Source organism: Flavobacterium sp. (assembly GCF_036405015.1).
Lineage (GTDB): Bacteria > Bacteroidota > Bacteroidia > Flavobacteriales > Flavobacteriaceae > Flavobacterium.
In genome coordinates, this window is the sequence record NZ_DASWYK010000216.1 from 14,021 (window position 1) to 32,639 (window position 18,619).

The 18,619-nt window shown below is 35.4% G+C and carries 18 protein-coding genes; 9 read left to right on the forward strand and 9 right to left on the reverse strand.

Translation table 11 applies throughout. From position 1 onward, the window contains the following. Nucleotides 1-15: 15 nt before the first annotated feature. Genes VGE71_RS18655 through VGE71_RS18665 form a run of 3 tightly spaced genes read right to left on the reverse strand, consistent with a single transcriptional unit; the run spans nucleotide 16 to nucleotide 3,573 of the window. Nucleotides 16-1,287 (reverse strand): Na+/H+ antiporter, encoded by a 1,272-nt coding sequence (locus tag VGE71_RS18655; protein WP_331139649.1) that lies wholly within the window; start codon nucleotides 1,285-1,287, stop codon nucleotides 16-18. An 11-nt stretch (nucleotides 1,288-1,298) separates the two neighbouring features. Further along, the gene (locus tag VGE71_RS18660; RefSeq protein WP_331139650.1) at nucleotides 1,299-2,063 is read right to left on the reverse strand and encodes a hypothetical protein; all 765 of its coding nucleotides are present in this window, start codon (nucleotides 2,061-2,063) and stop codon (nucleotides 1,299-1,301) included. 22 nt (nucleotides 2,064-2,085) lie between these two features. Then, on the reverse strand, nucleotides 2,086-3,573 hold the full coding sequence (locus VGE71_RS18665) for a TlpA disulfide reductase family protein (RefSeq protein ID WP_331139651.1): 1,488 nt from the start codon (nucleotides 3,571-3,573) through the stop codon (nucleotides 2,086-2,088). A gap of 285 nt (nucleotides 3,574-3,858) precedes the next feature. On the opposite strand from VGE71_RS18665, the gene dnaK reads away from it, so the two are divergent. The 5 genes from dnaK (at nucleotide 3,859) to VGE71_RS18690 (ending at nucleotide 8,951) form a co-directional block, all read left to right on the forward strand. Beyond that, nucleotides 3,859-5,742 (forward strand): molecular chaperone DnaK, encoded by a 1,884-nt coding sequence (gene dnaK, locus VGE71_RS18670; protein ID WP_331139652.1) that lies wholly within the window; start codon nucleotides 3,859-3,861, stop codon nucleotides 5,740-5,742. Nucleotides 5,743-5,948: 206 nt separating this feature from the next. Continuing rightward, nucleotides 5,949-6,503 carry a helix-turn-helix domain-containing protein gene (locus VGE71_RS18675; RefSeq protein WP_331139653.1) on the forward strand — a complete coding sequence of 185 codons (555 nt, stop codon included), beginning with the start codon at nucleotides 5,949-5,951 and terminating at the stop codon, nucleotides 6,501-6,503. Then, nucleotides 6,500-7,756 carry a site-specific integrase gene (locus VGE71_RS18680; protein ID WP_331139654.1) on the forward strand — a complete coding sequence of 419 codons (1,257 nt, stop codon included), beginning with the start codon at nucleotides 6,500-6,502 and terminating at the stop codon, nucleotides 7,754-7,756. Before VGE71_RS18675 ends, VGE71_RS18680 begins: the two co-directional genes overlap by 4 nt. Then, nucleotides 7,756-8,505, forward strand: coding sequence for a hypothetical protein (locus tag VGE71_RS18685; RefSeq protein WP_331139655.1), 750 nt, complete (start codon nucleotides 7,756-7,758; stop codon nucleotides 8,503-8,505). Before VGE71_RS18680 ends, VGE71_RS18685 begins: the two co-directional genes overlap by 1 nt. A 107-nt stretch (nucleotides 8,506-8,612) precedes the next feature. After that, nucleotides 8,613-8,951 carry a helix-turn-helix domain-containing protein gene (locus VGE71_RS18690; protein WP_331139656.1) on the forward strand — a complete coding sequence of 113 codons (339 nt, stop codon included), beginning with the start codon at nucleotides 8,613-8,615 and terminating at the stop codon, nucleotides 8,949-8,951. A gap of 292 nt (nucleotides 8,952-9,243) precedes the next feature. Here VGE71_RS18690 and VGE71_RS18695 read toward each other — a convergent pair whose 3' ends face one another. The 3 genes from VGE71_RS18695 to VGE71_RS18705 form a co-directional block, all read right to left on the reverse strand. Further along, the gene (locus VGE71_RS18695; RefSeq protein WP_331139657.1) at nucleotides 9,244-9,522 is read right to left on the reverse strand and encodes a type II toxin-antitoxin system RelE/ParE family toxin; all 279 of its coding nucleotides are present in this window, start codon (nucleotides 9,520-9,522) and stop codon (nucleotides 9,244-9,246) included. Further along, nucleotides 9,515-9,760: a CopG family transcriptional regulator gene (locus tag VGE71_RS18700; RefSeq protein WP_331139658.1), complete on the reverse strand. Its 246-nt coding sequence runs from the start codon at nucleotides 9,758-9,760 to the stop codon at nucleotides 9,515-9,517. Before VGE71_RS18700 ends, VGE71_RS18695 begins: the two co-directional genes overlap by 8 nt. A gap of 218 nt (nucleotides 9,761-9,978) precedes the next feature. Then, the gene (locus VGE71_RS18705; protein ID WP_331139659.1) at nucleotides 9,979-10,890 is read right to left on the reverse strand and encodes an AraC family transcriptional regulator; all 912 of its coding nucleotides are present in this window, start codon (nucleotides 10,888-10,890) and stop codon (nucleotides 9,979-9,981) included. 214 nt (nucleotides 10,891-11,104) lie between these two features. Between VGE71_RS18705 and VGE71_RS18710 the strand changes: the two genes are divergently transcribed. After that, nucleotides 11,105-12,751 carry an alpha-L-fucosidase gene (locus VGE71_RS18710; protein ID WP_331139660.1) on the forward strand — a complete coding sequence of 549 codons (1,647 nt, stop codon included), beginning with the start codon at nucleotides 11,105-11,107 and terminating at the stop codon, nucleotides 12,749-12,751. 1,035 nt (nucleotides 12,752-13,786) lie between these two features. Here the strand turns inward: VGE71_RS18710 and VGE71_RS18715 are convergent. Then, nucleotides 13,787-14,047 carry a hypothetical protein gene (locus VGE71_RS18715; RefSeq protein ID WP_331139661.1) on the reverse strand — a complete coding sequence of 87 codons (261 nt, stop codon included), beginning with the start codon at nucleotides 14,045-14,047 and terminating at the stop codon, nucleotides 13,787-13,789. Between the two features lie 115 nt (nucleotides 14,048-14,162). On the opposite strand from VGE71_RS18715, the gene VGE71_RS18720 reads away from it, so the two are divergent. Both VGE71_RS18720 and VGE71_RS18725 read left to right on the forward strand, forming a co-directional pair. Further along, nucleotides 14,163-14,792 carry a TetR/AcrR family transcriptional regulator gene (locus tag VGE71_RS18720; protein ID WP_331139662.1) on the forward strand — a complete coding sequence of 210 codons (630 nt, stop codon included), beginning with the start codon at nucleotides 14,163-14,165 and terminating at the stop codon, nucleotides 14,790-14,792. A gap of 146 nt (nucleotides 14,793-14,938) precedes the next feature. Beyond that, nucleotides 14,939-15,289, forward strand: a complete 351-nt coding sequence (locus VGE71_RS18725; protein ID WP_331139663.1) for a hypothetical protein — start codon at nucleotides 14,939-14,941, stop codon at nucleotides 15,287-15,289. 712 nt (nucleotides 15,290-16,001) lie between these two features. Here VGE71_RS18725 and VGE71_RS18730 read toward each other — a convergent pair. Beyond that, nucleotides 16,002-16,790, reverse strand: coding sequence for an anti-sigma factor (locus tag VGE71_RS18730; RefSeq protein ID WP_331139664.1), 789 nt, complete (start codon nucleotides 16,788-16,790; stop codon nucleotides 16,002-16,004). Further along, nucleotides 16,790-17,320 carry an RNA polymerase sigma factor gene (locus VGE71_RS18735; protein ID WP_331139665.1) on the reverse strand — a complete coding sequence of 177 codons (531 nt, stop codon included), beginning with the start codon at nucleotides 17,318-17,320 and terminating at the stop codon, nucleotides 16,790-16,792. The genes VGE71_RS18730 and VGE71_RS18735 overlap by 1 nt, the downstream gene beginning before the upstream one ends. Nucleotides 17,321-17,902: 582 nt before the next feature. On the opposite strand from VGE71_RS18735, the gene VGE71_RS18740 reads away from it, so the two are divergent. Next, nucleotides 17,903-18,457, forward strand: coding sequence for a fasciclin domain-containing protein (locus VGE71_RS18740; protein ID WP_331139666.1), 555 nt, complete (start codon nucleotides 17,903-17,905; stop codon nucleotides 18,455-18,457). Nucleotides 18,458-18,619: the final 162 nt, after the last annotated feature.

The window sequence follows — 18,619 nt, forward strand, 5'->3', positions numbered from 1 at the left end:
AATTTTTAATTGATTTTAAGATTCTATTTGTTCTGGTTTTGAGTTTAATTTTTTAACAATCCACGGAAGTGTAAGTCCTTGTCCGATAAGAGTAAAGAGCACAACCGCTACAGAAATAAAGATAATCGTATTTCTTTCCGGAAATGGATCACCATTTTCAAGAATTCTAGGGAGTCCAATAGCAATAGCAAGAGATACAATACCGCGCATTCCTGACCAGCCTAAAATAATACTGTTATTAAAATCAAGAAGAGCATCTTTACTGATTTTTCTTTTTCTGGTACGGTTTTTCTGAAATGCTTTTTGGAGATTGATTTTTTGAAGAAATACTCTAACAAATCGTATTAGTAATGCGACAATTGTGATGATAAATGCATAACCGATATAAGGAAGTATCATATCGTCTTTAATGTCTTTTAATACATATCTAAAATTAAGTCCGATTAGGATAAAAATTAATCCGTTCAATAAAAAGATAATGACATCCCAAAGGCTTCGTGAGCTATTTTTGAGATGTTCGGGAAATACTTGTCTGCTAAAACGGGCAATTGCCAGTCCAGAAATAACCACAGCAATAACTCCCGAAACATGTAAATGTTCTGCAATTAAATAGGTTACAAAAGGCATTAATAACATAAAACTAATTGCAACATTGGTATTTTTGCGAACTTTTTTTAAGATGATTGAGAGAATTTTTGACATTACAAAACCTACGAGAAAGCCACCTCCTAAAAGTAAAGCAAATTGCAATGTAGCTTTCCAGATTACAAAAGCAGAACCCATGACAGCAGCAACCGCAAATCGATAAGCAACCAATGCCGAAGCATCATTTATTAAACTTTCGCCCTCAAGAATAGTAATTGTTTTATGAGATATTCCTAATCCTTTTGTGATGCTTATGGCAGCAACAGCGTCGGTTGCAGAAAGAATTGCCCCAAGTACAAATGCTAGAGACCAAGTTATATTTGGAATCATGTAATGCGCCACTACTGCAATCCAAAATGTTGTCAGAAAAACCAAAGTTATAGCCAGTGTACTTATGGTATTTAGGTTGGTTTTAAAATCTTTAGGCGAAATATTAAAGGATGCATCGTAAAGCAATGGCGGAAGAAATAGCAGAAAAATAATTTCAGGATTAATTTCGATTTCATTCATTGTTGGAATAAATCCAATTGCAATTCCGACAATTACAAGAAGAATTGGGTAAGGTAATTTTACTTTGTCAGCAAAGGCAGATAATCCAATTACGATGGCGAGTATAAATATAATGATGCTGTAGTTTTCCATTATTGTGAAAGCTATTTTTTAAGTTGAGCATTATCTCCATTATAGAAATCAATAATAGAGGTTTCTTCAAATAAATAAGATTTTAATTTTGCTTTGGTAGTTTCAGATGTAGTTGGTTCGTCTTCTTTCATCGTATTGGTTTCGGTCTCGGTTATTTCTCCTTTTTCAAAATCATAAAAAAGACCTGAACGGCCTCCGGCACCACTAAAATAAGTTTCCATAGAATACAGTATAAGATCATTTTTTATGTATTTAAATACACTCATAAATGTCCCACTAGGCCCCATTCCATAAAGACTAATATGTAATTCTCCATTTTCAATTATAACGTCTTCTGTGTCATAAAGTTTAAAATCGTATTCGTTGTATTCAACTGGCATTACAATCTCAGAAACTTTGTCTAAACGATACGATTTATCTTCGTTTCTTAAGAGAACCAGCGTTGGTCTTTTTAACGTATTACTGTTTTTGTGTTTCAGTACTATAACTGCATCTTCTAAACCGTCATTGTTTAAATCTCCTTCGGTTTCATACTGAATAGCATAAACATCAAGTTTAGGAAGAAAATCTGTTAGTTTGTTTCCCGTTTTTGGATAAGTAACTTCAGGTTCAGAAGGATCGTTTTCTTCATATGCTTCATCTGCAGTTTCAAAGTTTTGATTAGGAAGACTATCTACAATTTCAACATTTTTTGTATCATTATTGGATTGTTTTTTACAAGATTGAATGGCGAAAATAAATATAATAAAGGCAATAATCGATGATAATTTATTCATTTAAATATTGTTTTTTAAATAATTAGTTTTTGATAAGCTCCTTTTTTAAATTTTCAATTTGAGAAGGGCCGCTTAGTTTTCTATTAATGATCATTCCGTTTTCATCTGCGAGAAAATGCCACGGAATAGCAAGTGATTGACTTCCGTTTAAAGCTCTTAAATCTGCATCCAATTTTTTGTTAACTCTTATATGATAACCTTCTAAATTGTAAAAATGAGCCATTTCCCGCCATTGTTTTTCTCTGAAATCTTTATCGATTGAAATGTAAACCATTGTGATGTTTTGTGATTTCAGCAATTCGTATAATTGAGTATTGTATTTGAATTCTTCTTTGCACGGACCACACCACGTTGCCCAGATGTCTACATAATATTGTTTTCCTTTTAGTTCTTTTAGAGCGTCTTTAATCGAGTTGAAGTTTGTTGTATTCTCTACAAACTTGATGTTTTTGTTTAAAGATTCCTTTTGCTTGTTGTGAAAATTGATAACAGGCATAATAACAGAATCCAAAAATGAAGTAAAACGGCTTGAAGGATATTCTTTTTTAAATTGGTCAAAAAGTGTAATCAGTTCTTTCTCATAATTCTGATTAATTGCAGTGTAGTAAATATAAGCTGCGGTGTAATATTCTAATTGAAAACCAGATAAATGTTTTTTTGCGTTTTCTAAATTATGCGTATGAATAAGTCCTTGTTTACCTATTTCTGATAATTGAGAAATAGTTACTTTCTCTAAAAGAAGTTCATTATAACGTAAATAATTTTCGATATAAAAATAAAACCAAGGCGAACTCAATAGTTTTGGATCTGTAATCGGATTGGTTTGAAAAATTGTTGCCCAAAGTTCAGAATATTGTTCTTTGGTCAATGTGTTTTTGTTTCTTTCTGAATTTAATAGGTTGATAAAAGCAAGGCTTCCTTGAGCGCCTTTGTAGAAATAATCTCTGTCCGATTCAACAAGATTGTAAAAGTTTTTTGAAATCTTTTTCTCGTTTAATAATTGTTTGAAACCGGCAATTTCGGTTTGGTAGCTTTGATGAAGTTTTTGTTTGATGTCAGAAACGACACTGTCTTTTTGATAATTTCTTGTTTCGAGTTCAAAATGACCTCCAACAATCATATTTCGGTTCGGAATTAGATTGTATAATTGCTGGCCTTCCTGATTTTTAGATGCTACACGAAACTTATTTTCTTTATTTTCAGTATCGATATACACTTTGTAACTCATTCCAGGTTCGATAATCAAACTTCCATATGATTTAAATCCGTTTACTAAATCTATAAAACAGGTTTTTTCTGTGTAAAGATTGATTTCAAAATTACCAGCAGCATCTGGCTGTACAGAATTAGTAAAACCAAAAAAGTCAATTCCGTTTATTGGTATGGTATATTCAATGACATCAGGAATTTTTCCGTTGATTTTTCCACTGATTTTTATATTTTCTTTTTTTTGCTGACAAATGGCAAACAAAGGCAACAGAAGTATTAAAATTAATTGAAATAGTTTCATTGTCTTTAAAAGTTGTGTCGGTTAGTTAGTTTTTCAAATATAAAGAAAGTATTTATAAGATAAATATTATTTTCCTGAAGATTAAAGCTAACAATTTTTCCTAAAATGACATAAAAAACAGTAGTGTGCCACGAGTGTCAGGTTTGAAAAATGTCATGTTGTCAGATGATTATTGTCGTGCCAATAGTAAAACTGACAATTTACTTTGGTTTTTTATATTGGCATAAAGATTGACTTATGCCACCTGAGTTATTAAAATAAAATCAAAAATTAAATATATAAAAAATGGGTAAAATAATCGGAATTGACTTAGGTACGACGAACTCTTGTGTTTCTGTAATGGAAGGTAACGAAGCAGTTGTTATCCCTAACGCAGAAGGAAAAAGAACTACACCATCTATCATCGCTTTTGTTGAAGGTGGAGAAATTAAAGTAGGTGATCCTGCAAAAAGACAAGCAGTAACTAACCCTACAAAAACGATTGCTTCTATTAAACGTTTTATGGGACACACTTTTGCTGAAACTCAAGATGAGGCAAAAAGAGTTCCTTACAGTGTTGTAAAAGGTGACAACAATACTCCACGTGTGGATATTGACGGTCGTTTATACACTGCTCAAGAATTGTCTGCTATGACACTTCAAAAAATGAAAAAAACTGCTGAAGACTATTTAGGTCAAACAGTAACTGAGGCAGTTATTACAGTTCCTGCTTACTTTAACGATGCGCAACGTCAAGCTACAAAAGAAGCTGGAGAAATTGCTGGTCTTAAAGTTATGCGTATCATCAATGAGCCAACTGCTGCTGCATTAGCTTACGGATTAGACAAAAAAGGAACTGACCAAAAAATTGCTGTTTACGATTTAGGTGGAGGTACTTTTGATATCTCTGTTCTTGAATTAGGAGACGGTGTATTTGAAGTATTATCTACAAACGGTGATACTCACTTAGGTGGTGATGATTTTGACCAAGTTGTTATTGACTGGTTAGCTGACGAATTCAAATCTGAAGAAGGAATTGATTTACGTTTAGATCCAATGTCATTACAGCGTTTGAAAGAAGCTGCTGAGAAAGCTAAGATTGAATTATCATCTTCTGCTGAAACAGAAATCAACTTACCATACGTAACTGCTACTGCTTCTGGACCAAAACACTTAGTGAAAAAATTATCTAGAGCTAAATTTGAGCAATTATCTGATGCATTAGTAAAACGTTCTATGGAGCCAGTTGCTAAAGCATTAAAAGATGCAGGTTTATCTACATCTGATATCGACGAAGTAATCCTTGTAGGAGGTTCTACTCGTATGCCAAGAATCGCTGACGAAGTTGAAAAATTCTTCGGTAAAAAAGCTTCTAAAGGAGTTAACCCTGATGAGGTTGTTGCTATTGGAGCTGCTATTCAAGGTGGAGTTTTATCTGGAGATGTAAAAGATGTATTGTTACTTGACGTAACGCCTCTTTCTTTAGGTATCGAAACTATGGGTGGTGTATTGACTAAATTAATCGAGTCTAACACAACTATCCCAACTAAAAAATCTCAAGTATTCTCTACTGCTGCTGATTCTCAACCATCTGTTGAAATCCACGTATTACAAGGAGAAAGAGCAATGGCTGCTGATAACAAAACTATCGGTCGTTTCCACTTAGATGGTATTCCACCAGCACCAAGAGGAGTTCCTCAAATCGAAGTAACTTTCGATATCGATGCTAATGGTATCATCAAAGTTTCTGCAACTGACAAAGGAACAGGAAAATCTCACGATATCCGTATCGAAGCTTCTTCTGGATTAACAGCTGAAGAAATCGAAAAAATGAAAAAAGATGCTGAAGCTAACGCTGATGCTGACAGAATCGCAAAAGAAAGAGCTGAGAAATTGAACGAAGCTGACAGTACTATCTTCCAAACTGAATCTCAATTGAAAGAGTTAGGAGATAAATTGACAGACGAGCAAAAAACAGCTATCGAATATGCTTTAACTGAATTGAGAATGGCTCACCAATCTCAAGATCTTGACGCAATCCAAAAAGGATTAGACAATGTAAATGCAGCTTGGAAAACAGCTACAGAAGCAATGTACGCTCAAGGTGGTGAAGGTCAACAAGCTGCTCCACAACAAGAGCAGTCTTCTGGAGATAACGTAGAAGATGTTGAATTCGAAGAAGTCAAGTAAGTACTGATTAATATCAGTCAACAATAAGTGCTAAAGCGCTGTAAACGTAATGTTTACAGCGCTTTTTCTTTTTTCTCTATTTATTGATTCTGCTGTTTTTTTATCGTTTTTTATCATATATTTGTACCATATTTGTACCGGCACTTAATAGGCGATAAAGTGGCACTTATTTAAGCTAATATTAATTTAATTAGGAGATTAGAAATATGAAGAGAGTGGATAAACAATGTCTTGTCTGTGGGGACGGATTTCTGCCTAAAAGCGTGACTTCAGTCTACTGCTCTCCTAAATGCAGTAAAAAGGCATATAAACTCAAGATGAAGCGGCTTAAAAAAGAAGCGGAGCTAAAGGTGCTGGCAGATAAAATACCCAAGGACAGGATCTTTATTTCTGTTGCGGAAGCTGGCATTCTTTTTGGTGTTGCCAAAAGAACCCTTTACCGGCTTGTCGGCCTGGGGAAAATTCCTTCAGTTAATCTGGGAACCCGGCTTGTAAGAATAGACCGCAGAGTTATGGAAGAGTTGTTCGGCCCTGCACGAAGCCTGCCGCAGACTGAAAGCAGACCGAAGAAAAAATTATACAGCCTTGAAAAAGAGGACTGTTATTCAATTGGCGAAATAGCTCATAGGTTTCAGATATCTGAAGGTTCTGTCTACAGCCATATCAGAAAATATTCAATACCGACCAGACAGATCGGAAAGCATGTATATGCTCCGAAAAGCGAAATTGATAACTTGTATAACGGAAATGATTTTATATGAAACAATTAGCAAAAACCAAGGTGACGGTGCGTCTTCGCAAAGCAGAAGACCGAAATGAATGGTATGTTTACATAGAAAGCTATCCTGTTGAGGTTTCCGGAAAGAAAACTCCCCAGAGAATCCGTGAATATTTAAACAGATCCATAACAACAGTGGAGTGGGACAAGAAAAGAGCTGCCCGCACAGGTGCAGCGGGAATAAAATCCTACAAACCCAGACGCAGCGATAACGGAATTATAATCTGCAGGAGCGAAAGCGATAGGGAAATAATGCTTTATGCTGATGGAGTGCGCAAAATCAGGCAGAAAGAATACGATAATATGGATCTGTACAGTGATGCTGAGAACTTATTGGCTGAACAGAAGGAGAAAGGGAAAGAGGATTTTATAAAATATATTGCTGCTGTGGCGGCTAAAAGACACGCCCGAGGTTCAAAATCCATTCAGATCAATTGGGAACGGACTGGAGAATTTTTAAAAAGCTATTCCAAAGGGAGCCTGATGTTTTCACAGGTTGACAGCAGAATGGCGGAGGATTTTAAACTGTTTCTGCTGGGTGCCCCGCTCGGAGGAGGCAAAAAAGGAATACTTTCCCGCAACACTGCGGCAAGGTATTTCTCCATTTTTAAAGCGGCTTTAAAACAGGCCTTTATCGACGGATATCTAACAGTTGATTTATCTTCAAAAATAAAAGGCATTCCGGATCAGGAGTCAAGACGTGAATATCTGACCATTAAAGAATTAAATGCACTTGCATCAACTGAATGTGAAAAAGACGTCCTTAAAAGAGCAGCGCTATTCTCAGCCCTTACAGGTATGAGGCATTCCGACATCCAGAAGCTCCGCTGGAAAGAAGTAACCGTGGAAGATGGCATGGCTAAACTGCATTTTACGCAGAAAAAGACAAAGGGTGTGGAATATATGCCTATTTCCCAGCAGGCTCTCCAACTCTGCGCAGAGCCTAGGCTGCCCGAGCAGCTTGTTTTCGAGGATCTTACAGACCCGTCGTGGATTTCTCGCCCTTTGAAAAAATGGGTTGAATCGGCAGGCATTAAAAAAAATATCACCTTCCACTGCTTCCGCCATACATTTGCAACGCTGCAGCTTTCAAGCGGAACAGACATTTATACGGTCAGCAAAATGCTGGGGCATACCAACGTGAAAACTACTCAGATCTATGCAAAAGTGGTAGATGAGAAGAAAAATAAAGCATCAGAAGCAATACAATTGGTATCTTTAAAGAAAAAAGAGTAATGAAAACAAAGTACTTCGAATATATTGCAGTTTACCTGTCTGTATTTTTGGTATGTGTCTTTGTCGGCATAATAGGAAGAATGGTGCTTCTGGAAAAAGGCGCGGATGAATATACGGCTGGCGTATTCTTTTGGATCAGCACTGGATTTGGAGTTTTAATGTTCGCAATTCTAAGTTTATTTCTAAACGAATTGGCTGAGAGATTGCTGAATCGTTTTTTGAAGGCAGAAAAAAATGAAACGCCTGAAAACTGGATTCCAAATGAAGATCTTGAAAAAATAGAAGAGCAAAAACAGAATGCTTTAACTAAACCAGGTTTGTCTGAAGATAAAAATTCAGCCATCGATATTGAACATATAAGGAAAGAGAGGCAGAATGCATTCAAAGATCAGAAACAAGCCAGAATCGATACAGCCATCCGTTATGCACAGCAAGAGTTTGCAATGTATGCGTCGGATGATGATTTAAAACAATTGAGTAATAATATAATCATATATGCTGAAGAAATAAATTTTGAAAAGATTAAACCTTTAAAAATAAAAGATCTTTCCAATCTTGATTTGTATCATTTTGGCTGGAATATCTGGAATTATTTTAAAGTAAGCAGACAGGACAGAGCAGCGCAATTTTTAAAACTGACTTTTGCTGACGCTTTAAAAGATGTGGAGGAGAAGAGCATAAAAACGCATCTCAAAGACGACGAAAAGAAAGGGCTTATTAAGATAAGAGAAGATTTTAATCATTTTTAAAATGAAATAGCTACAAAATACAGTGTTTTTTAAGTGTTTTTGCTGTGTATCAGGACACAGCAAAAACACTTTTTTCATTTGCATCATAACGATTAAAAACAATAGTTATGGACATCAATAATATCTCTTTTGAAGACCTGCCTAAAGCAGTATCATACTTAGCTAGAGAAATTGCAGAGATTAAACTTTTGATTCAGAATGTGCAGGTATTTGAATCTAAGGCAAAAAGCAATCCCATCGGCATTGAAGAAGCAAGCCGGCTGGTAGGCAAAGCAAAGCCGACAATTTACGCTCTCGTAAGACAGAGAAGAATTCCTTGTTATAAATATGGTAAAAAACTCTATTTTTTTGAAGAAGAACTTTTAGAATGGATCTCTAAAGGGAAAAAGAAAACAATACAGGAATTAGAATCAGAAGTATTGAAATATAATTATAAGAATAGATGATAGTCGGTAAGAGGAGAGCAGGATTCTAGCTATAACAATTGAAGTTCCGTCTTTGCTACGTTTTTATAATCTTTTAAATCCTAAGTGCACCGATTCACTACCCAAATTTTAATTGTTGCTTTTTTTTGTATTTAACCAATTGATATTCAGTGGTATTTTTCTCAATGATTTGATTGTAAATATATCAATATTTTTTTATTATTTATAAATTTAATTTTTGATGCTTCTCAGATGGAAAGTCTTTTGAAAAATCCTTTGCTTTTCGTTGTAAAAAGAGGTGCCAACTCCAGATCTAAAAGTCTTGCCTCCCAATAATGGTAATAATCTCTATTCGTTTATCTCCATTTAATCGGTAATAAATAGTATCGACTCCGCAAACGCAATAACGATATCCTTTTTTGATGTGGTCGGCTGATGGAAATAAAAATGGATTTTGTTCTATTTTGTCAAAACAATCGTAAATCATATTGAAATAGTTATCGGCCTGATCCATTCCGAACTTACCGACACCATAGTAATAAATTCTTTTTAAATCTTCTTTGGCTTCGCTACTTAAATAATAGCTATACATCCCCCAAATCCTTTTTAAATTCCGCTAACATTTCTTCTCTGGTTTGTATCTTTACAAAGCCACTTTTTTCTCCCTTATTTATTTTAGCTCTTACAAAGTCATAAAACTCTTCTTGTGAACGTGCTTTTTTTATTAAAAAGTTAATGGCTTCACTTTTACTGCTAAACTCTTCTGCATTAATCTGATTTCTTAACCATTCTTCATTGGGAGCAGTTAATGATATACTTTGTCGTGTCATAATAATAAAAAATATTTTGGTGTAAATTTACACCAAAATATTGATGATAGAAAAAGATTAGGGAAAAAATTTAATGAGCCTCCCACCTTATCTTTTACTTGCAGAAAAGCTATCATCTTCAAACAGTTGAGGGCGAATTAGTACAGTATAGCTGATTGGTTTTTACTGGGATGTCTCTATATTATGGATAGATCAACAAGAAAAATTAGCGGGCTTCTTTATTTTATATTGTTATTGTGATTTCGATATTCTCCCGGAGTCAGGGTTACTATTTGTTTGAATACCTTTGAAAAATGAGGCAGACTTGAAAAACCAGTATCTGCTGCGATTTCTATAAATGTTTTATCTGTTGTTGCAATTAAGTACTGCGCTCTTTCTATCTTTTTTTCGTGAATATAATTTAAAGGCCTTTGCCCTGTATGGATAAGGAACTGTTTTGAAAAATAGTCCTGATTCTGGTTAACTCTTTTTGCTAAATCCGCTATTGTAAGATTTTGGTCTAAGTGAAGCTGGATATGGCTCATTGTATCTAAAATTTTTGAGGTTTTTGCGGGATTTGGATTCTGTTTGAAGACATCCGGACTTAGAAATTTGGAAATTAATAGAAAAAGGATTCCCTGGTTTTCAAATTTCAGATTCAACTTTTTTGTGTTATTAAGAGATTGATATTCTTTGTAATACGTTTCCTTTTCATATACCTTTGGATTGTCAGATCTGTTTATTCCTCTTCCGGGATTGTTTAAGAGCATTTTTTTTATAAGTGTTGCCTCTAGATCAGATGCTGGAAGCTGCATTACAGTTCGATTATTGTTAAATAGAGAAATTCCATCTGGTGACTCTTCGAAGAACTGTATAAAATACTGACTCAAATAATCTCCACATTTCAAATTACAGATTGTAAAACTGGGTATAAGATAAAGATAGCCAGGTTTTAGTGTTAAAACATCTGAATTGGTCGATATGTAACCTGTTCCTTCGTCAATATAATACAAACGATAATAAGGACTAATAACATTTTCATAGTTCCAATTATGATTAAGCTTTACATAGTCAATATGTAATAGTGAAAAATAATATTTAAAAATATCTTTTGTCATGTAAGTTGATGATGAAACGTTTTTGAATAACAAATAATCGGTTTTGTGTAATTATATAGTTGTATTACTAGATTATATTTGTTTTTGTTTGTTTGAAAATTTATGCTATAAAAAATGTATAATTAAATTTATTTCTAAATAATATAGTATATGTATAAAAAAGACAGTTTTTTTGTAAATACATATTCAATCTTAATTGATTTATTATAAACGGAAATATATAAATTATTATTCCAAATATAAAAATATGGACAGAAGAAATGCTTTAAAACTTGGTATAACCGCTCTTGCCGGATTGTATTTATCGCCTTTATTAGGGAGAACACAAATATTCAGTGCGTCTATTTTAGAGGGAGGAATATTTGAGCCGACCTGGGATTCATTAAGTAAATATCAGGTTCCTGACTGGTTTAGGGATGCTAAATTCGGGATGTGGGCACATTGGGGACCTCAATGTGAGCCCGAAGCTGGCGACTGGTATGCCAGAGGAATGTATCAGGAAGATTCCTGGCAGTACAAATACCATGTTGAAAAATATGGTCATCCTTCAAAATTTGGTTTTAAAGATGTGATCAATGTATGGAAAGCTGACAATTGGAATCCAGAGGAATTAGTTAATTTATACAAAGACTCAGGAGCTAGATATTTTATGGCAATGGCCAACCACCATGATAATTTAGATTTATATGACAGCACATACCAGCCGAATTGGAATTCGACTAAAATAGGTCCTAAAAAAGATATTATAGCGGGATGGGAAAAAGCGGCAAGAAAAGCAGGTCTTCCTTTTGCTGTTAGTGTTCACGCCGCACATGCATGGAGCTGGTTTGAAACTTCGCAGCGTTCAGACAAAAAGGGGCCTTTAGCTGGAGTTTCTTATGATGGAAAACTTACCAAAGCAGATGGAATCGGCACTTGGTGGGAAGGCTTGGATCCTCAGGAATTATACGCACAAAATCACCCATTGAGTGAAGGAAGTTTAGATAATAGTAAAATTCACAGCCAGTGGGACTGGGGTAATGGTGTAGCAAAACCTTCAGAAGCCTATATGGAGAATTTTCACGACCGTACAATTGAGTTAATCGATAAATACAATCCCGATCTGGTTTATTTTGATGATACAGCATTACCGCTTTGGCCCGTAAGCGATGCAGGACTCAGGATAGCAGCTCATTTGTATAATAAAAGCCTTAAGAAAAATAAAAAAGTACAGACCGTTGTAACTGGAAAGATATTAAATGAACAGCAGCGAAAAGCAATGGTCTGGGATATTGAAAAAGGACAGAGCAACAGCATTGAACCACTGCCATGGCAGACCGATACCTGTATTGGTAATTGGCATTATGACAGAAGAGTTTATACAGATAAGAGATATAAATCTGCAAAAACTGTTATCCATACCTTGATAGATGTAGTAAGTAAAAATGGAAATTTAATGCTTAATATACCAGTTAGAGGAGATGGAAGTATTGATGAATTAGAGCGTCAGATTGTTTTAGAAATCGGTATTTGGATGAAAGCCAATGGGAAAAGTATCTATGGAACACGTCCATGGAAAATATTTGGAGAAGGACCCCAGCAGCAAAGTGCAGGAGAATTGAAAGCGCAGGGTTTCAATGAAGGCAAAGGGAAACCATATACTTCTGAAGATATTCGTTTTGCACAAAAAAACAAGATACTTTATGCTACTGTAATGTCCTGGCCAGAAAATGGTATTGCAGCTATTAAAAGTTTAGGAAAAGCATCAAAATATCGTTCTGAAAAAATAGCAGAAATAAGACTGGTAAGTACAGGAGAAAAACTGAAGTTTAAACAGCACGAAGAATTTCTGGAAGTATATTTTCCAAATCATAGGCCTGCAGCGTCATATGCTAATGTTTTAGAAATTATTTAATGATCTAGAGAGTATTGTTGTGCTAACGTATCATGGAGTTCTAGTTAAACTAAATCTTAACTTTAGAGCATGAAAGAGAATGGTAAAACTTATGAGTGCAATTTCAAAGAAAAAGCTGTCCAATTAAGTTATGAAAGAGATAATATCTCACATGTAGCCAAGAAATTAGGATCTTACCGCTAAGACCTCGTGATGCCTGTATGCCTGGTATTGATAATTCTTTAGAAATTCTTGCGCTTCCATAACGGCATTGGCTCCATTGGTAAATTCTAATTATTTAGAAGATGATAAAAACTTTGTGCGTTGCCCTGCTTGTCGGAAGTCCATTTCGCCATCTGTTGAAGCTGCTGTGGTGCAGTTGAAAAATCTCGTATATCTTCTAAACAGAAAATTAATTTGAGTGTTCTTTGATGAATTGCAATCGACCCATATTTCTTGGAGAAGATGCTTAGAGCCTTTTTTTTTAGAATATCCTGCTCGATTTTGAGTTTCTTTATCTGTTTGTGCGGTCTTGAAATTTCATTTTTACAATCTCCGAAGCAGCAGATTGTTTTAGCGCAAGTTTACTTCTTTAAAGATTTCCTCCAATGCCCAAGAGGGGGCCTGTTATTTCTAATTCTTCCGCAACCTAGGCAATGCTGCCGCAGTGTATGCTCATCTTCGCAGCTGAGATTTTAAATTCTAAACTGTAGGAGGTTCTTGCTTTTTCCTGGCTGTAAAGTTATTTAGTTTGCACGGTACAAATTGTTCACTCATTTAAAACAAATATTTTTAAAACTAACGCAGTTCGCTTTAAGTGCAAAAAAGGTATCAGCTCCATTTTGTATGTGGGCAGTAAAACAGTAAGTCTATCTACGATATTCAGCAGCTGAGATTACTAAGTATGGTTTAACTGTATTACTTGAAAATGTAAAAGGAAGGGATTTTGCCCATGGCATTGAACAAAATTTAATTCCCCGCTCTACGAAATGCGCAGTACGTTTAAGAACACCTGGTAGAACGGGGCTTTTTAGATTTATTATGAAAACCAGTGAGTTATTTCAAACCCCTTGCTTTGATTTCTTTGCCGAGCATAGATAAACTGCTCAATACAGGCATCAAGGTTACGGGTAAAGCAAAAATAGGAATGAGCGTCGCGATATTAAAGTTTTCAAAACCTTTGACAGCGTACAGGTAAATTAGGATACCCGCCGAAAGAGCCGCAATTGTTAAAAATCCAATGGCCACGCCCTTCAATAAGTTTCTTCGTTTTAACAATTGCTCGTTGGTTAAGTTTTTAATTTGAGTTGTCTGCATAATTTTTTTATTTAAAGGTTCTATTGGTTATTTTTACAAATGTATTAATAAAACACCAAACGGTGTTTTAATTTTTGCTGAAAATTTATGATTGATATCTAAAGCTTGATTTAAAATGGAAAGAAAAGAGGTTTCCGGGACAGTGCGAAACAAGGAACGCAGCAAAACAAAATTTTTGGAGGCGGTAGGAAAAATATTGAAGACCCAAGGTTTTACTGGCTTGAAAATAAATAACATCGCTTCCGAAGCGGGTGTAGACAAAAAAATGATTTACACTTATTTTGGCGGATTAGACGGCTTGATGGACACCTACATCCGCTCGCAAGACTATTGGAGTAATGTGTCGACTGAAAAAATACAGAGGAATTCTAAAGACGGTGGAAAAGTTTTGCTGAAAGAAATGCTGTATAACCAATTTAGGTATGTTCACGAGAACGAAGAATTGCAAAAATTACTGCTTTGGCGCCTTTCCGAAGAGCGCCCTGCACTGCGAAAAATGACCGAGTTGCAGGAAGAGAATGGTGACGAATTGTTTAAAGCGATATTCGATCCACACTTTGGCAAAAATGCCGAAAAATTTCGTGCTATTACGGCCCTTCTGGTGTCTGGTTTATATTATCTTAATCTTTATGCAGTTGTTAATGGAAGCTCTTTTTCGGGTTTGGATATGCAATCCGAAAAGGGACGCAAGCACGTGGAAGAAGCTTTGTCTTTTCTTATAGACAAGACGTATGAGGAATTATAAAAGCTATAAATAGAGAAGAAATAATTGAATTAGGCAATAAAGAAGGTTGGAAGGAATTAAAATGATTTAATAAAAATGATTGTTTAATAGAAAGTAAAAAGTTACTGCATAGACAAATACATCCGTCCTTTGTTGTTAATGATATTGTGTCTAATCAAGCCTTTAAAGAAGAATCTATCGTTGTGTCATCAGGCGCCTTTAATCCTACTGAAAAAGATGAGGATAAATTATCAGTATATAATGGTAATAAATTTTCCGCAAAAGAGTCTTATGAACATTTTGTAACTAAATATACTTCTTATGGTATTTTATCTCTGACAGAAGACGAAATAATTTCTGTTACGCCGTTTACTAAAAATGATGATGATGTACCTTTTGAAGGACATTCACATATTGACTTCAGTCAAGTAACAAGTAAAAGTCAAAAAACTAAAAAAGCAAGTAAATTAAGAGATTTTGCCGTAAAAAGATATTGGACATTTAAAACAGAAAAGTAAACACTTTCGCTAATAGCTGGTATGCGCTAGTTAGGTTTTGGTGACTATTGAATATATGCGTCCAAAATGATTACGAAGAAGGCAACCCATCTTCGGAGAGTTATAAATCTTGTAGTCGATAAAGTCATAATAATAGCCGGTGATGAAAATTTGCTAAACTTAAATCCCGTGTCAGATCCAAATTTAGCCAGAGTGTATTCAAATTAAAGATCGATTATTCCATAGGAAAAGATTGACAGTGATCAATTAGTTATACATTATGAAAAAATAGGTAATAGGATTTGAAGGTTAGCTGTATAGTAGCTGGACGCCCGTTTGAAATGCGCAGTAACATTTCTTAATAGACAGTTATTTGTTTTATAGATAATTCTGAATCGTTAGTTTTGATCATAAACAAGACTGAAATGTATGTTTTTCGGTCTTTATATTTCACAAAGGGATGGGAAGAATATTAAGGCCATAGTATTTAATTTTTTATCTCCCAGAGTTAAGGATGTAATACCATTACGGAGACAGATATAAATATTTAAACTCACTTCATTGAATGTTTTTTCACTGGAGCTAAAAATTGATTTATTTCCGTTTATTTCTCTGTAAAAAAAACGTAGGAAGATAAAACTGTAAAAAGGATTACAGCTAAAAAAATGCAAATCTAAAAAGCGCATATTGATCCGATTCAATATGCGCTTTTTAGTTTGGAATGCTCATAAGGCTATACTTTCCCTAAAGTATAAAGCTGCTCCATTGTTGGTGTCGGGCTTCCGCCTTCCGGCTCGAGTGTAATTCCAAAAGCTTCTGCTGAATCGGTTTGGCTGACAGCGAACATTTTTTGCGGGTTGGCTTTAAAATTATCCAATAGGCCGATGCTTGTCGGGGTAAGCACAGGACTTAATTTTAATGACCATACCTGATAAACCATTCCTTTTGGAGGGGCCGGCAGTCCTGCCGCGTCGATGTAGGTCGTTTTTGTTTGTTTGTTCCAATACACTTTTGCAAAAGAAGAAGGGGAAGCTGCCTGGCCGCTAAGGGTAACCCCTGTGTTTTTAATATCCCTTACTATGCTCAGGTTTTTTTCCGTTTCTTTATTCTGCTCGCTTAAATAGGCATAATCTCTTTGGATTTTATTTTTTTCAGTACCGGCTTCACCTGCAGCTTGTCTGGATTTGGTTAATTCCAAAGTCTGGTAGCCAAAACCAAGCAGCAGCAGCACGGCAGCAGCCCAGCCTGCATACTGCCTCCAGTTTGAGGCTTCTTTGATATCGATAGTTTTACTATCCTTAAGTTCTAAATTCGCTTTGATCTTCTCGAAGTTGGCAGCCGAGTGAAAAGGGGAGAAACTTGATGATAAGGCTATAACAGCTTTTTCTATCGAAATGATTTCATTTTCTATATCCGGATTTTTTTTGGCCAGTTCGGAAATTTCTAAATTCTCTTTTTCTGACAGCAGGCCGTAAACATATAGTTCTAAAATGCCTGACTCAATATATTGTTTTGCTTCCATTATATCTTTAAATATTTTCTCAGATCGTTGATGCAGTTCCTATTCTGTGTTTTGACAGTGCCCAGAGGGATTGCCAATTTTTCTGAGGTCTCCAGCTGGGTGTATCCTTTAAAGAACAGCAGATCAATAATCTCAATGCATTTCGGTTTGAGTTTTTTTACGAATTCCTGAATTCCTATTGCATCAATTTTATTGGTTAATTTGTTGCTGTCATCCAACAGATGTACGAAATTATCAGAGGAAAGGTTTTTCTGGCCGTCATTGAAATTTTTGGAACGAAGCCTGTCAATCGATGTATTCCTTGCAATATTTAGGATCCATGTGTAGAACCGTCCTTTGGTTTCGCTGTACATGTCGATGTTTTTCCAGATTTTGACAAAAACTTCCTGAAGGACATCTTCGGCTTCTTCCCGATTTTTAATCAGTACGCTGATGACCGAAAACAAACTTTTCGAATACATATCATACAGATGGGTAAAAGCCCTTTCGTCTTTTTTGTAGATAAGGGCCAGCAATTCTTCTTGAGTCATAGATTGTATTTAAAGCTTAAATAAATTTCAATTTTCTTTTAAAGCCGCAGCTTGGTGTAAAGATAGGGAATTGCCGGCGAATCCAATTGGGAATGTTGGGCATTATCCATTCTGTAAAATAATTTTCCGGAAGCTACCCGCCGTGTTTTCTGTCTTTGCGCCGCTAACGCGCGCAAAAGGATTTCCGTTGCGGCGGGCAATATGGAAGCTTTGCAACAATTTAGGAATAAACCAACACCCAGCCTCAGGCAATGCAGTTTCGGCGCAAGGTTTCATAAAGAGTGAATTTCCTGCAGCTACAGTTTACAAAAACGTGTTATGGGGCAATTTTGCCCAAAAATGAGATAGTTTAAAATTAACAAAATCCGGCTTATTTTTTGGGGAGGAATCGGGATTAGCTGCACTTGCGCAGTTTTGCATCTGTGCCGCTGCATTTTCATTTCTTAAAGTAATCGCTTTTTTTTGTTTCTTAAAACACCTATTATCAGCTGTTTCTAAATAATATTGAATTTTCCTGTAAAAATTAAAAACCGAATGGAAATTTAAAGCGTAAATGAGATTATAACTTTTAAAAAAATAATCATGAAAACTAGAAAATTTTTAGCTTTGGCAGTCTTGGCACTTGGATTTGGATTTACTTCTTCTGCACAGAAAACGGTAATGGTTGGTGGAGCTGCTATGTATCCAAGCAAAAACATTATTGAAAATGCGGTAAACTCAAAAGACCACACCACACTTGTAGCGGCAGTGAAAGCGGCAGGGCTGGTTGAAACTCTTAAGGGCAAAGGGCCTTTTACCGTTTTTGCTCCAACAAATGAAGCTTTTGCCAAACTGCCTGCAGGGACAGTTGATAATTTACTGAAACCGGAAAATATTAAAACTTTACAGACAATCTTGACCTATCATGTGGTGGCAGGTAAGATGAACGCTTCTGATATTGCCAAAGCGATAAAGGCTGGCAAAGGGAAAGCATCTTTAAAAACTGTCAGCGGAGGAATCCTGACTGCATGGATGGAAGGCAAAGACCTGTATATTACCGATGAGAACGGCAATAAATCAAAAGTTACCATTTCCGATGTGAACCAGTCAAATGGCGTTATTCATGTTGTGGATGCGGTGCTGCTTCCAAAAATGTAATGCTGGATTTATATAGACAAAAAAGCCTGTGAAGTTATTTCACAGGCTTTTTTGCTTTTAATCTCTATATTCATTCTATATAATATTAATGTGGATATGCAAACGGCTCAATGTTTAAATCAAGATTTAATTCAGGCAAAATTGAATATAGTTTTGAGATTA

What these genes read in the sequence shown, in the direction of transcription:
- VGE71_RS18655 (WP_331139649.1), bottom strand. Translation starts at nt 1,287, where the DNA reads ATGGAAAACTACAGCATCATTATATTTATACTCGCCATCGTAATTGGA.
- VGE71_RS18660 (WP_331139650.1), bottom strand. Translation starts at nt 2,063, where the DNA reads ATGAATAAATTATCATCGATTATTGCCTTTATTATATTTATTTTCGCC.
- VGE71_RS18665 (WP_331139651.1), bottom strand. Translation starts at nt 3,573, where the DNA reads ATGAAACTATTTCAATTAATTTTAATACTTCTGTTGCCTTTGTTTGCC.
- dnaK (WP_331139652.1), top strand. Translation starts at nt 3,859, where the DNA reads ATGGGTAAAATAATCGGAATTGACTTAGGTACGACGAACTCTTGTGTT.
- VGE71_RS18675 (WP_331139653.1), top strand. Translation starts at nt 5,949, where the DNA reads ATGAAGAGAGTGGATAAACAATGTCTTGTCTGTGGGGACGGATTTCTG.
- VGE71_RS18680 (WP_331139654.1), top strand. Translation starts at nt 6,500, where the DNA reads ATGAAACAATTAGCAAAAACCAAGGTGACGGTGCGTCTTCGCAAAGCA.
- VGE71_RS18685 (WP_331139655.1), top strand. Translation starts at nt 7,756, where the DNA reads ATGAAAACAAAGTACTTCGAATATATTGCAGTTTACCTGTCTGTATTT.
- VGE71_RS18690 (WP_331139656.1), top strand. Translation starts at nt 8,613, where the DNA reads ATGGACATCAATAATATCTCTTTTGAAGACCTGCCTAAAGCAGTATCA.
- VGE71_RS18695 (WP_331139657.1), bottom strand. Translation starts at nt 9,522, where the DNA reads ATGTATAGCTATTATTTAAGTAGCGAAGCCAAAGAAGATTTAAAAAGA.
- VGE71_RS18700 (WP_331139658.1), bottom strand. Translation starts at nt 9,760, where the DNA reads ATGACACGACAAAGTATATCATTAACTGCTCCCAATGAAGAATGGTTA.
- VGE71_RS18710 (WP_331139660.1), top strand. Translation starts at nt 11,105, where the DNA reads ATGGACAGAAGAAATGCTTTAAAACTTGGTATAACCGCTCTTGCCGGA.
- VGE71_RS18715 (WP_331139661.1), bottom strand. Translation starts at nt 14,047, where the DNA reads ATGCAGACAACTCAAATTAAAAACTTAACCAACGAGCAATTGTTAAAA.
- VGE71_RS18720 (WP_331139662.1), top strand. Translation starts at nt 14,163, where the DNA reads ATGGAAAGAAAAGAGGTTTCCGGGACAGTGCGAAACAAGGAACGCAGC.
- VGE71_RS18730 (WP_331139664.1), bottom strand. Translation starts at nt 16,790, where the DNA reads ATGGAAGCAAAACAATATATTGAGTCAGGCATTTTAGAACTATATGTT.
- VGE71_RS18735 (WP_331139665.1), bottom strand. Translation starts at nt 17,320, where the DNA reads ATGACTCAAGAAGAATTGCTGGCCCTTATCTACAAAAAAGACGAAAGG.
- VGE71_RS18740 (WP_331139666.1), top strand. Translation starts at nt 17,903, where the DNA reads ATGAAAACTAGAAAATTTTTAGCTTTGGCAGTCTTGGCACTTGGATTT.